The following is a 14,519-nucleotide window of genomic DNA, read 5'->3' as shown; positions in this document are numbered from 1 at the left end:
AACCATGTTAAACACAACAATATTAGCAGCACTGGGTACGCCAGAGATCATTATTATTTTAGTAGTTGTTTTGCTGCTTTTTGGTGGTAAAAAAATCCCTGAACTGATGCGTGGACTGGGTAAAGGCGTTAAAGAATTCAAAGATGGTAAAGACGGAGCAGATAATGATCCTCTTGATCATAACAATACGCATAAACCATCATAGGTTTATTTGAATTTTTGAACTCTAGATCCCCTTTATAATTGAAGAAGTATAACTCTCTATCAGAGATACAAGCCCTTATTGCAAAAAAAGAGCTCAGTCTTACTGATTTACTGGACTATTATTTTACGCAAATAGACACACAGAAACACCTCAATGTATTCAATGAGGTGTTTGTTGATTCTGCCAAAAAGCAAGCAGTCAGCGTTCAGCAAAAAATAGAAAACGGTACAGCTGGTAAACTGGCGGGTATGGTTATTGGTATTAAAGATAATATCCTTTATAAAGACCATATCACCACTGCCTCTTCAAAAATGCTGGAAGGGTTTATTTCCCCTTATTCCTCTACTGTCGTAACCAGGTTAATCCAGGAAGATGCAATTATCATTGGCAGGACAAACTGTGATGAATTTGCTATGGGCGGTTCTAATGAAACATCTTATTATGGCACTGTTAGAAATGCCGCAGATACAGAAAGGGTAGCCGGTGGTTCCTCGGGTGGTTCTGCTGTTGCAGTACAAGCCGATATGTGTTTGGCTGCATTGGGTACTGATACTGGTGGATCGGTTAGACAGCCTGCAGCTTTTTGCGGTTGTTTTGGTTTGAAACCAACTTATGGACGTATTTCCAGGTATGGTGTAATTGCCTATGCTTCTTCTTTTGATCAGGTTGGCCCGATTACCTCTTCGGTGAGTGATGCTGCATTACTTTTAGAAGTGCTGGCAGGGGCTGATGAAGATGACAGTACGGTATCCCGTTTACCTGTTCCTTCTTATCTTGCTGAAATGGACAGCGCTTCACCAAAGAAGATTGCCGTATTGAAAGAAACGCTGGAAAGTGAAGCATTGGACACGGAAATTAAAGGAGCGATCCTTAAAGCTATTGACGAATTTAAAGCACAGGGGCATACCGTTGAGTATGTATCTTTTGATTTGCTGGATTATCTTGTCCCTGCATATTATGTGCTGACCGCTGCAGAAGCTTCATCTAACCTTTCCAGATATGATGGTGTACATTATGGCCACCGTAATCTGCAGGCAGAGAACCTGAACCAGCTCTATAAAAAATCCAGGGCCGAAGGTTTTGGAGAAGAGGTTAAAAGAAGGATTTTATTAGGGACTTTTGTATTAAGCGCAGGATATTATGATGCTTATTATCAGAAAGCACAACAGGTAAGGCGTTTGATCAGAGAAAAAATCGAAACATTGTTTACTGATTTTGATGTGATCCTTACCCCGGTTGCACCTACACCACCATTTAAAATTGGCGAAAATATACAAGATCCGCTGGTGATGTATATGGCCGATATTTTTACAGTACTGGCTTCGTTAACAGGGGTGCCTGCAATAGCTATCCCCCTGGGCAATAATAAGCTAGGTTTACCGTTAAGTCTTCAGTTAATGGGCAAACACTTTGAAGAAGGGGCATTGCTGTCTATTTCAAAAAGTTTTAATACATTAGCTCAACCCGGACCATAAACCAAAGATTATAATTGCATCATTGCAAGGACAGCCTATGAAAAGAAATGTACTTATCCTCTCATTTTGTGTTTTTACCATCGCTGCCTTCAACAGCCGCGCACAGCAAAAAATCAACAGGCTGGATTCCATTTCTCCGATCAGCTTTCTTTCGACAACTTATTCTGGTGACACTACCGCAGTTCCCGAAGTCTTAGAAAACCCCTTATTCTATAATTATAATTTCACGTACAAGAAACGTTTGGATTCTATTCAAAGAGATATCCCTTTGAGTTATAATGAATCGGTACAGCGTTATATTGATATCTACAGCAGCCGGAAAGATATGATGGGCAAAATGCTGGGCCTGTCTGAATATTATTTTCCGATTTTTGAAAATGCATTGAAAGCTTATAATGTTCCTGCCGAACTTAAGTTTTTGCCAATCATAGAATCATCCATGAATTCTCATGCTATTTCCAGAGTTGGTGCAACAGGACTGTGGCAGTTTATGTTTTCTACTGCTAAAGATTATGGTTTAAATATGGACAATTTCGTTGATGAACGTAAAGATCCTATTCAGGCAAGTTATGCTGCGGCAGCATATTTCAAAGATGCTTATAAAAATTTAGGTGACTGGTTACTGGCTATTGCGGCCTATAATTGTGGAACAGGGAATGTAAACAGAGCTATTGCTAAAGCACATTCAAGAGATTTCTGGGCAATCAGACCTTTTTTACCACAGGAAACGCGTAATTATGTTCCCGCTTTTATTGCAGCTATTTATGTAATGAATTGCCCGGATAAACATCATATTAAAGCACAGAAATCATTATTCGCAATTAAAACGGATACGATCCAGGTAAGCCGCTTTGTCTCTTTACCGGAACTTGCACAAGCACTGGCTATGGAAGAAAGTGATCTGTATACCTTAAATCCATCCTACAAGAAAAAGATCGTGAACGGATCGGCCGATCAGCCGAAACGAATTATTATACCCAAAGTAAGTCTTGTGAATTTTGCAGGCATTTATGAGGTGTTAAATAACAATGTGGTAGAAACCAGTACCGAGGTTATCCTTGCATCCAATGATGACAGAAGACTGCATAAAAAGCGGAAAGAAGTTTCCGAAAGCAGACATGCAGTGAAATACCACAAGGTTGGTGCAGGCCAGAACTTAAATGTAATTGCCGATCAGTACCATGTAGAAGTTCAGGATCTGAAGGTATGGAATAACCTGAAAGGAAGTAATATTGTTCCTGGACAACGCTTAATTGTTTCTCAGAAATCTGGAATTTCAAAAGACGCCGGAACCAAATCCGGTAAGAAATATATCTCTTATAAGGCCAAAGGAAAAAACGGCTTGAGAGCATCAGAACGGTTGTAAAAACAATCCCTGTTCTTTTTGTTCATTTATGTTGAACATGTTCTTTTACTAAAATATTTATCCATATTAGTTTGGATATATTGATTAGTTAAAAGCTTCATTATGGTTCATTTGATCTCATCTTTCAACATATTGTAATGCCTTGTCAAGGTATTTTAATCTGCGTTAAAATTGATGAAAACCAGTTTGGTTTTATTGTTGGGAGTATTAAAAGAATTGTAACTTTGAATCTTTTATCCAAAACAAACGTATGAGCAAAATTAACAGGAAGCAAGATGCATTAGACTACCATTCGCAGGGCAGGCCGGGCAAGATAGAAGTTATTCCAACCAAGCCGACCAATTCACAAAGAGACTTAGCCCTGGCTTACTCTCCCGGAGTAGCCGAACCTTGTTTAAAAATTGCCGATAAGACTGAAGATGTGTATAAATATACTGCTAAGGGTAACCTGGTGGCAGTAATCAGTAACGGAACAGCAGTTCTGGGACTGGGTAATATAGGACCCGAAGCCTCTAAGCCAGTAATGGAAGGTAAGGGTTTATTGTTTAAGATATTTGCTGATATTGATGTATTTGATCTGGAACTGGATGCGACTAATGTAGATGATTTTGTAAAGATCGTAAAGGCGCTGGAACCAACTTTTGGCGGGGTTAACCTGGAAGATATTAAGGCGCCAGAATGTTTCGAAATAGAACGCCGCCTTAAAGAAGTGATGAACATTCCGGTGATGCACGATGATCAGCATGGTACCGCAATTATTTCTGCAGCAGCTTTATTGAATGCCTGTGAACTGCAAAAGAAAAAAATAGACAAAATTAAAATTGTGGTTAACGGTGCGGGTGCAGCAGCGATTTCCTGCAGCCGTCTGTATATTTCATTAGGGGCGAAAAAAGAAAACCTGGTCATGTGTGACCGTTCGGGTGTGATTCGTGATACACGCGAAAATCTGGACCCTACAAAAGCTGAATTCGCAACCTCAAGAAACCTTACTACATTAGAAGAAGCATTGAAAGATGCGGATGTATTTATTGGTTTATCGTCCGCTGACTGCGTAACGGTAGAAATGTTAAAGTCTATGGCCCGCAACCCGATTGTGTTTGCTATGGCTAACCCTAACCCGGAAATTGCTTATGAACTGGCTATCAGTTCACGTAAAGATCTGATTATGGCCACAGGCCGTTCAGATTATCCTAACCAGGTGAACAATGTACTGGGTTTCCCTTATATATTCAGAGGGGCATTGGATGTAAGGGCTACCGGTATCAACGAACCGATGAAAATTGCTGCGGTCAGAGCCATTGCAGAATTAGCAAAAAAATCTGTTCCCGAGGCTGTTAACATGGCTTACAATGAGCGGAATATTAAATTCGGCAAGGAATATATTATTCCAAAACCAATGGATTCACGTTTGATTACCAATGTGTCTATAGCCGTTGCTAAAGCAGCGATAGATTCAGGGATCGCGCGTAAAATTATTACCGACTGGGATGCCTATGCCGAAGAACTTAAACAAAGAATTGGCGGTGATGATGCCATTATGCGTACTATCACAAATAAAGCTAAATTAGATCCTAAACGTGTTGTTTTTGCCGAAGCGGATAATTATAAGATCTTAAAGGCTGCCCAGATTGTGAAGGATGAAAACATCGCTATTCCTATTCTATTAGGAAATAAGGATGTAATCCAGAAAATTATTGGTGAGACGGCGCTTGATCTTGAAGGGGTATTGATTATCGATCCGCTACAGGAGCCAGAACGTATGGCCAGATATTCAGAATCACTTTTTCAGAAAAGACAGCGTAAGGGGGTAACTCTTTTTGATGCGACCAAATTAATGCGGGACAGAAATTATTTTGGTTCTTCGATGGTAGAATTTGGAGAGGCTGATGCAATGATTTCGGGACTAACCAGAAATTATGCTTCAACGATCAAACCAGCATTGCAGGTTATCGGAACAGAGGCAGGAGTTAACAGAGTTGCAGGGATGTACATGATGATGACCAAAAAAGGGCCTGTTTTCTTTGGTGATACGACGGTAAACGTTGATCCAACGGTTCAGGAGCTGGTCGATCTGACTTTATTGCTTGAACGTGCTGTAGCTAAATTTAATATACAACCAAGAATTGCTTTACTTTCTTATTCTAACTTTGGTTCAAACGATGGTATCGTTCCTCAAAAGGTAAGACAGGCAGTTAAAATATTACATGATAAGCATCCTGAGATTTTAGTAGACGGAGAAATGCAGGCGAATTTTGCAATTAGCAATTCTTTGCTAAAAGATAACTTTCCTTTTAGTAGATTAGCAGAAAGCCCCGCGAATACGCTGATATTTCCAAATTTAGAATCAGGAAATATTGCTTATAAGCTATTGCAGGAATTGGGTGAAGCAGAGGCTGTTGGGCCAATTTTATTGGGACTGAAAAAACCAGTCCATGTGGTACAGCTCGGAAGTTCGGTACGGGAGATTGTAAACATGGTCACAATTGCTGTACTGGATGTACAGGGAAAACAAGCAGGTGCAAAACCTAAAAAAACAGGATTATTAAAAAAAACGAGTAAAGAATAAAATATTATGTACGATTATATTGATGGCAGGCTGACTTTTAAATGTCCTGCATATATTGTGGTAGAGGCGGGTGGTATTGGATATCACATCAATATATCATTGAACACCTATAGCAGTCTGGGAGATGCCGAGCGTTGTAAAATCTATGTATGGCTGCATGTCAAAGAAGATGCCCATACTTTATATGGTTTTATGGATGAAGGAGAACGCCGGTTATTTTTACACCTGATATCAGTCTCTGGTATCGGGCCGAATACCGGACGCATGATGCTCTCTTCTATTACCCCGGCCGAAATTCAAACTGCTATAGTCAATGCTGATTTACCTTTGATACAACGTATCAAAGGTATCGGTGTGAAATCAGCGCAGAGATTAGTACTGGAGCTTCAGGATAAGCTGAAAAAAGAGGGGACAGGAGGATCATTGATCGCTGCACCTTTAAATCATACAGTCAGAGAAGAGGCATTGTCAGCATTAACTATGCTTGGATTTGCAAAAGTACCTGCCGAGAAAGCAATAGATAATGCAATTAAGAATGGTGGACAGGATTTAACTGTGGAACAGATGATTAAAATAGCTTTAAAGAATTTATAATAAAAAAACACCTATAATCAAATATTTAGCCTTTGAGAAACACTTTTACTTTAATCATCTTATTGATTTTTTCCTTTTGGGGACAACAAGCTTTCTCACAAATAAATCAGGAGGACCGCAATGCGGATACCACCAGAAATAACTTTGGGCTGAAAGAAAAACAACGTCTGGGTATCCGTCAGCCATTTAATTCATTTACCCCTTTGCCTGACAATATCAAAAGGGAAGTTGAATTTGATGCGGTAAACAAGCGTTATATTATCAGGGAAAAAGTGGGGGGTCGGTATTTTAACCCTCCTCAATATCTGACTATAGAAGAGTATCAGCGCCTGGTGAACTCTGAACTTAAAAGGGATAACTGGAGGGTGATCTCTAATGCGGAAACAGATGAAATACGCAGAACGGGTGTGATACCAAGTCTGACGGTCAATAATCCTGCATTTGAGAAAATATTTGGCGGAAATCAGATTAGTATCCAGCCAAGAGGTGAAGCCGAGCTTACCTTTTTAGGGCGTGTCAATAAAAATGAAAATCCGCTCTTCAATGAGCAGCAAAGAGTACAGAGCAATTTCGATTTCAACCAGCGTATCCAGATGGACCTGGTTGGAAATATCGGGACCAAACTGAAACTCAATATGAATTATAACACCGAAGCACAGTTTGATTTTGAGAATCAGATCAAGCTGGACTATACGGGTGGAGAGGATGATATTATCAAGAAAATAGAGGCCGGTAACGTAAGTTTACCATTAAGTACTTCGTTAATTACAGGTACGCAGGCCCTTTTCGGTATCAAAACACAATTACAATTCGGGAGACTGAATGTAACTACCGTGTTTACCCAGCAGAAATCTCAATCCAGAGAATTACAGATCAGTAATGGTGCGCAACATAATGATTTCCGTATTGGTGGGGATAATTATGAAGCGAACAAACATTATTTCTTAGCCAAATTCTTTAGAGATAACTACAATAAAGCCATGATGAATGCACCCAATCTGTTATCGGGGGTAAACATTACTAAAGTAGAAGTCTGGATTACCAACAAAACTGGTAATACACAAGATTCAAGGGACGTTTTAGGTTTGATCGATCTTGGAGAGAACCAGGTCTTCAACAATCTTTTTACCGGGGGATCAGGCTATTCAGCAGCACCATCCGGATTTGCTCTTCAGGGGGTCAGACAATCCAATGATATCTTAACCAAATTGCCTGCGGGTGCCAGGTTTACCAATTCAAACGACATTATCTCTTATTTCCAGGCTAATAAAGGAACTGACAATTATGCGAAACTGACTTATGCGCGTAAACTTGCGGACAGGGAATATACTTTTCACTCTCAACTGGGTTATATCTCCCTGAACAATGCTTTAAATTCTGATGAGGTACTGGCAGTTGTTTACCGTTATACTTACAATGGTGTAGAATACCAGGTTGGTGAATTCTCCACAGATGTACCTTTTGACCCTGCAAACCCTAAAGTCCTTTATGCTAAATTATTAAAGAACGAAACGACTAAAACAAACCTGCCTACCTGGAACCTGATGATGAAAAACATCTATTCTATTGGTGGGTATCAAATCAGTCCTCAAAACTTTAAACTGGATATTTTCCGTCTGGACAATGATAGTGGTATTGAAAGACCTGTCATGTCCGAAGGGGTAAATACAGCGAATAAATTATGGATTGCCCTGACCGGTTTAGACAGGCTGAATCAGCAGAATGACCATAAGCCGGATGGTATATTTGACTTCCAGGCCGAAGACAAACCGTTTAGCAGTACAACCAGTGCGAACCCGCCTACTTCGATGAGCAGTATCGGAACCATTGGTACCAACGGGAATAACGGAATGGCTGCTTTTGCAACGAATATGAGCAAAGGCTATATTACGATTGACCCGCTTAACGGGCGTATTATATTTCCGGTAGTAGAACCTTTTGGAAGGGATCTGGCTGCGCAGTTTAATCCTGGTGAGCAGAACCTGATCGATAAATATACGTATACTGCATTATACGATTCGACGAAAGTAGTTGCCCAGCAGCTTTTCATTAAACAAAACAGATATATCATTAAAGGGGTTTATCAGTCTCAGATAGCTTCAGAGTTTAGTTTGAATTCTATTAATGTTCCCGAAGGGTCTGTAAAAGTATTTTCAGGAACTATTCCTTTACAGGAAGGTGTGGATTTCACCGTTGATTACCAGGGTGGAAGAGTACGTATCATTAATACCGGAGTATTACTTTCAGGTCAGGCGATCCGGATCACGACAGAAAATAATGAACTTTTTGGCTTGCAGCAGCGTTCCCTGTTTGGTACAAGGCTGGATTATAAGGTGAATAATAAACTGAATTTAGGGGCAACTTATATGAACCTTTCAGAGAAACCGCTTACGCCAAAGGTCAATATCGGGGAAGAGCCAATCTCCAATACGATCTGGGGTATGGATTTGAACTATAGCACTTCGTCCAGGTTTTTAACAAAAATGGTGGATAAGCTACCTTTCATTTCTACTAAAGCACCTTCCAAGTTCTCTTTCTCAGGAGAGTTTGCACAACTGGTACCCGGACACCCAAAAGCAATCAACAGTTTAGGGGATAAAGGCGGGGTAAGTTATATTGATGATTTCGAGGCTTCGCGTTCGGTGATTGATTTGAAGAGTGCTGTGGCCTGGCAGATTTCGGGTACGCCCCAGCTTTTCCCGGAAGCATCTTTAATCAATGATCTTGCTTATGGCTATAACAGGGCAAGGCTTGCTTTTTATAACATCGACCCGACATTTTATAACAAGACGGCCTCCAATATTCCTGATAATTTAAGAAACAATAAAACAGAGCTGTCTAACCATTATGTGAGGGAAATTATTGAACAGGAAGTTTTTCCATTCAAAGAGACCCCAACAGGTCAGGCTGTTTCTTTGCCAACGCTGAATGTGGCTTTTTATCCTACTAAACGTGGTCCTTATAATTATGTAACCAATGGTTTTAACAACAATGGTGATCTATCAAATCCAAGATCACGCTGGGGAGGGATGTTCAGGAAAATTGAAACGAATGATTTCCAGGCTTTAAATATTGAATATATAGAGCTATGGGTCATGGACCCTAATATCTACAGGACCAACTCAACAGGCGGGGATTTATATTTTAACATTGGTAATATTTCTGAGGATATTCTGAAAGACGGTAGAAAATCTCTGGAAAATGGATTACCTCCCGATGGAGACCCAACTAAATATGATGAAACAAACTGGGGTAGGGTGCCGAAATTACAACCCGTTGTACAGGCATTTGACAATGACCCGGCTGCCCGTAAAGCACAGGATGTTGGTCTGGACGGATTAAGTAATAATGATGAGCAGACTAAGTTTGCGCCAGCTTTAGGTCAGATCATCCCTAAATTAAATCCGGCAGCAGCCAATGAATTGCGTGGTGACCCAAGTTCTGATGATTATGCTTATTTCAGAGGGCCACAGCTGGATCAGCAAAACGCGGGTATTATGAAACGTTATGAAAAATATAACGGAACAGATGGTAACTCAAAAACCTCTCAGCAATCTTTACAGGATTTAGGAATTGATAACTCTGCGTCTACTTCTCTGCCAGATGGGGAAGATGTAAACAGGGATAACAATATGACACAGTCGGATGAGTATTTCCAATATAAGGTTTCTATGCGTAAAGGAGACCTTGAGGTTGGAAAAAATTATGTAACTGATGCGGTGACTTCACAGGTGAAACTGGCTAACGGGCAAACACAACCTGTTACCTGGTACCAGATCCGTATCCCTTTGTCAGCTTATCAGCAGAAAGTAGGCAATATACAGGATTTTAAATCTATCCGGTTTTTCAGAATGTTCCTGACTAATTTTGAAGATACTACGGTGCTGAGATTCGCCAAAATCCAATTGGTAAGAGGGGACTGGAGAAAATATAATGATATGAATATCGGTACACAGCTGATTACTGATCCCGGATTAAATAATACAGTGACCCCTGATAATTCAACGATCGAAGTGAGTACAGTGAATATTGAGGAAAATGGAAAACGTTCTCCTATTCCTTATGTAGTTCCACCGGGTATCCAAAGAGAGCTGGATTACAATAACTATAGAACTAACACGAAGTTAAACGAGCAATCCCTTGCTTTCACTGTCAGAAATCTGCGTGATGGTTATGGCCGTGCAACTTTCAAAACTGCACTGAATGATTTCAGATCTTACAAAAGGCTGGAAATGTTTGTCCATTTAGAGGCGCTCGGAAATACAGTAATAAATAACGGGGATCTAAGTGCCTTTATCAGGATCGGATCAGATAACCAGGATAACTATTATGAGTATTCACAACCACTGGTCGTGACACAGCCGAATACCAGTGACCCTTATGCGATATGGCCTGATGCCAATAAAATGGATATTCAGTTGTCACTTTTCCAGGATATTAAACTGGCGCGTAACAGAGCTACCGGGCCAACGGGGGGAATGTGGGATATCAGTAAACCTTTCTCTTATGTGATAGACGGTAAAACTATTACGATCAAAGGACAACCGGATATGGGCCAGGTCAAAGTCTATATGCTTGGGGTGAAAAACCCTTTGAAACAGGCTGCAAACCCGGGCACTGATGATGGTCTGGATAAAAGCGGGCAAATCTGGTTCAATGAGCTGAGGTTAACAGAATTTGATGAGCGGGGCGGATGGGCAGCAGCAGCCAGAATGAATGCGCAGCTTGCTGATTTTGCGGAAGTCAATGTTTCCGGAAGTAAATCAACTATTGGTTTCGGCTCTATTGATAAAAGAGTGAGTGAAAGAAACAGGTCTGATAATACTTTTTTTGATATCTCTTCGAGTATGGAACTTGGTAAATTCTTCCCTAAGAAATCAGGTATCAAAATTCCAACCTATATTAGTTATTCCAAACAGGTAAGTACTCCTCAGTATGATCCCCGGAACCCGGATATTGAATTGAAAACTTCGCTGGCGGGTGCAACTGCGGCTGAGAAAAAGGTTATTTTGGAGTATTCACAGGATTATACCACAAGAAATAGTGTGAACTTTACCAATGTGCATAAAGAACGTACTGACCCTACCAGGGTGCCTAAGCTCTGGGATATAGAAAACTTTAGTGCAACTTACTCTTATACTAAAATCCTGCATCACGATTTTATCAATGAAAGTTCGATACAAAAAACCTATTTCGGTTCCCTTGCCTATAACTATTCAGGTCAGTCAAAAAATTACAGGCCTTTTGATAAACTGATCAAATCAAACCTGCTTACTTTATTAAAGGATATTAATATTAGTCCTTTGCCAACAGCTATTAATTTCAGGATTGATGTGAACCGTTACTATTCAGAGAATAGTTTGAGGAACAATGATCCCGGCAATAGTATTCCGGTGAATACGACATTCAATAAAAACTTTTTAATTACCAGGGTTTATGGAATTTCATGGAACCTGACCAAGTCACTGACGCTGGATTTTGATGCGACAAATTACTCGATCATAGATGAGCCTGATGGGCGCATTAATGGATTGAAACGTGATACGGTATGGCAGAACCTGATCAGGTTGGGACGTACAACTGACTACAGCCATAATATGAATATTACCTATGCTTTGCCTATCAATAAGATTCCGGGCTTAGACTGGATTAATGTGGCTACGCGTTATGGTACAAACTTTAGCTGGCAGACAGAGCCTCTGGCTACGCTAAAAGATCCGCTGATTAACCTGGGTAATACCATTCAGAATGCGAGAACAATACAGATCAACCCAACATTTAACTTTACCAGCCTGTACAATAAATTTGGTGCTTTGCGAAGAGCTAAGAATAATGACGGCGGCCCTGGAATTCTGATGGGTCTGTTAACGAGCATTAAAAATATCAATGCGGCTTATACGCAGACTAAAGGAATCTTCTTACCGGGTTATTTACCTAAAACTGATTACTTTGGAATTGACAAATTCTCTGGTGCGCCGGGTTGGGGTTTTGTATTCGGTAGTCAGCGTGATATCCGTGAGATGGCGATAAGGAATAACTGGATTACGCACGATACCCTGCAGACACAGCTGTATGTGAATACGATGAGAGAAGACTTAAGTATTACCAGTGTGATAGAGCCTTTCCGTGATTTCAGGATTACGCTGACGGCAAACAAAAACAGGACAATGAATTATTCTACCAATTTCAGGTATGATAATACAAGTCAGGCTTTCCGTAACCTGAGCCCGTCTACTACTGGTGATTACAGCATTTCATTTATTACCCTGGGTACCGCGTTTTCAGAGAGCCCTGGTAGTACAGTCTCTAAGCTGTTTAACCAGTTTATGGCTAACCGTTCAACGATCTCCCAGCGTTTAGGATTAATAAATCCGAATTCTAATGGGGTGAGCCGTGGTTTTGCAGATGGATATGATAAGAATTCACAGGATGTAATTATATCGGCGTTTATCGCAGCTTATACGGGTAAGGATGCTTCTAAAGTGAGTTTAAATTCCTTCCCTAAAATACCTTTGCCTAACTGGCGTATCAATTATGGTGGCTTGACGAGATGGGATTTTCTGGGTGATTACTTTAAATCTATTGATTTAAGGCACTCTTACCGCTCTATTTATAGTGTGAACGGATTTAACTCGCTGGCACGTTATCAGGAAACTGACGGCTATGTGAGCAGCAGGGATGATAATCAGAATTTCCTTCCTTTCTATCAATACTCGCAGGTAACCATTGCGGAGCAGTTTGCCCCACTGATTGGAATTGATACCCGTTTAAAGAATAACCTGACGGCTAATTTTGAAATAGGCAGAACCCGTTTATTAGGTTTAAGCCTTGCCAACAGTCAGCTTGCGCAATTGTCTGAAAACAATGTGGTGGTCGGGATCGGTTACCGTACTACGAAGTTCAGGTTCCCTTTTGGCTTATTTAAACAGTTAAAAATGGATAACAACATGGACTTTAAGCTGGATATTTCAATCAGGGATAATAAGACTGTAATTTACAGGGCTGATATTGCTACAGCAGAGATTTCCTCTGGTGCTAAAAACATTACTTACAGGCCAAGTATTGACTATATTCTTAATCAGCGGTTTAATATCAAGCTTTTCTATGATTCGAACATTACCAAACCTTATACTTCGCAGTCATTTAATACCTCATTCAGCAATTTCGGATTTAGTTTAAGGATCACCTTGAATTAGGATTATCCTGCGCAGCAGTTTTTGTTCTGCTGTGCGGGATGATTTTATTCCAAAAAAACAAAACAATAGGAATGAAAAACTAACGTTTTGTATAAAGTATATATTAATTACCTTTGGACAATCAAATCGAATAAAAAATGAATTTTCCATCAGAACTAAAGTACACTAAAGACCACGAATGGGTTAGAGTTGAAGGTAATGAAGCCTTTATAGGTATAACTGATTTTGCACAACGCGAATTAGGTGATATCGTTTATATCGATATCAATACTGTAGGTGAGGAAGTAGGTCAGGATGAGGTTTTCGGTAGCGTTGAAGCTGTTAAAACTGTATCAGATTTATTTATGCCAGTTACTGCTACTGTATTAGAAATTAATGCTGAATTGAACGACAGCCCGGAATTAGTGAATAATGATCCTTATGGAGATGGCTGGATGGTAAAAGTTACGCTTTCTGACGCTGCTCAGGTAGCTGGATTATTAGATGCTGAGGCATACCAGGCTTTAGTTGGTGCTTAGTAAATGAATAAAATCAAAGTATTCTCACATCAGCGCCTTGCCCTTTTATGGACGGTGTTTATCTTGATTCTTTGTACAATGAAAATGCCTGATTCAATTGGTGAATCGGGCTTTTTCTTTACAGGATTTGACAAGGTAGTTCACCTGGGCTTTTTTTTCGTACTTACTATTTTACTGTTTTTTGGTGAAACCAAAAGTCAGCAGCGTTATAATTTCGGTGTTTCAACTATCTTTAAGATTTTACTGCTTACCTTTACACTGGGTGGTGGAATTGAGTTGATACAGCTTAAATTTTTCCCTTACAGATCTGCGGAATGGTGGGATCTGGGAGCTGACATGATTGGTGTATTTATGGGCATATTTGCCTATATACTTTTAAATAAATCCAACTATAATGAAAAAGAAAGTTAGTATTCTGTTTTTGTTAGCGATCGGGCTGCTGAGCAGCTGCAGCATTTTTAAACCAGGGTGTCATTGTCCTAAAGTGAGTTATTCTGCTCCCTCTGCCGATAAAATCGGACGGAATTCTTAAGTGTTTAAACTCATGTATTTAAAATGTTACCCTTTTTTTAAAGATTAACAACAAACTATTTCGTGTG

The 14,519-nt window shown here is 40.0% G+C and carries 8 protein-coding genes; all 8 read left to right on the top strand.

All coding sequences use genetic code 11. The annotated features are described in order from the left end of the window. Positions 1-4: 4 nt before the first annotated feature. Positions 5-205 (top strand): twin-arginine translocase TatA/TatE family subunit, encoded by a 201-nt coding sequence (tatA, locus tag HDE68_RS12055; protein ID WP_183882213.1) that lies wholly within the window; start codon positions 5-7, stop codon positions 203-205. 38 nt (positions 206-243) lie between these two features. Further along, positions 244-1,680 (top strand): Asp-tRNA(Asn)/Glu-tRNA(Gln) amidotransferase subunit GatA, encoded by a 1,437-nt coding sequence (gene gatA, locus HDE68_RS12050; RefSeq protein WP_183882210.1) that lies wholly within the window; start codon positions 244-246, stop codon positions 1,678-1,680. A 37-nt stretch (positions 1,681-1,717) separates the two neighbouring features. Then, positions 1,718-3,046 carry a lytic transglycosylase domain-containing protein gene (locus tag HDE68_RS12045; protein ID WP_183882208.1) on the top strand — a complete coding sequence of 443 codons (1,329 nt, stop codon included), beginning with the start codon at positions 1,718-1,720 and terminating at the stop codon, positions 3,044-3,046. Positions 3,047-3,296: 250 nt separating this feature from the next. Beyond that, positions 3,297-5,612, top strand: coding sequence for an NADP-dependent malic enzyme (locus HDE68_RS12040; RefSeq protein ID WP_183882206.1), 2,316 nt, complete (start codon positions 3,297-3,299; stop codon positions 5,610-5,612). A gap of 6 nt (positions 5,613-5,618) precedes the next feature. Next, on the top strand, positions 5,619-6,206 hold the full coding sequence (gene ruvA, locus HDE68_RS12035; RefSeq protein WP_183882204.1) for a Holliday junction branch migration protein RuvA: 588 nt from the start codon (positions 5,619-5,621) through the stop codon (positions 6,204-6,206). A gap of 32 nt (positions 6,207-6,238) precedes the next feature. Further along, positions 6,239-13,402: a cell surface protein SprA gene (gene sprA, locus HDE68_RS12030; protein WP_183882202.1), complete on the top strand. Its 7,164-nt coding sequence runs from the start codon at positions 6,239-6,241 to the stop codon at positions 13,400-13,402. Positions 13,403-13,539: 137 nt separating this feature from the next. Then, positions 13,540-13,920: a glycine cleavage system protein GcvH gene (gene gcvH / locus HDE68_RS12025; protein WP_183882200.1), complete on the top strand. Its 381-nt coding sequence runs from the start codon at positions 13,540-13,542 to the stop codon at positions 13,918-13,920. A 3-nt stretch (positions 13,921-13,923) separates the two neighbouring features. Next, entirely contained in the window at positions 13,924-14,331 is a 408-nt protein-coding gene (locus tag HDE68_RS12020) for a VanZ family protein (protein WP_260171754.1), read from the top strand. Positions 14,332-14,519 lie beyond the last annotated feature (188 nt).

Origin of the sequence: Pedobacter cryoconitis (assembly GCF_014200605.1) — a bacterium.
Lineage (GTDB): Bacteria > Bacteroidota > Bacteroidia > Sphingobacteriales > Sphingobacteriaceae > Pedobacter > Pedobacter cryoconitis_B.
This window is presented reverse-complemented; position numbering and strand designations above follow the sequence as displayed.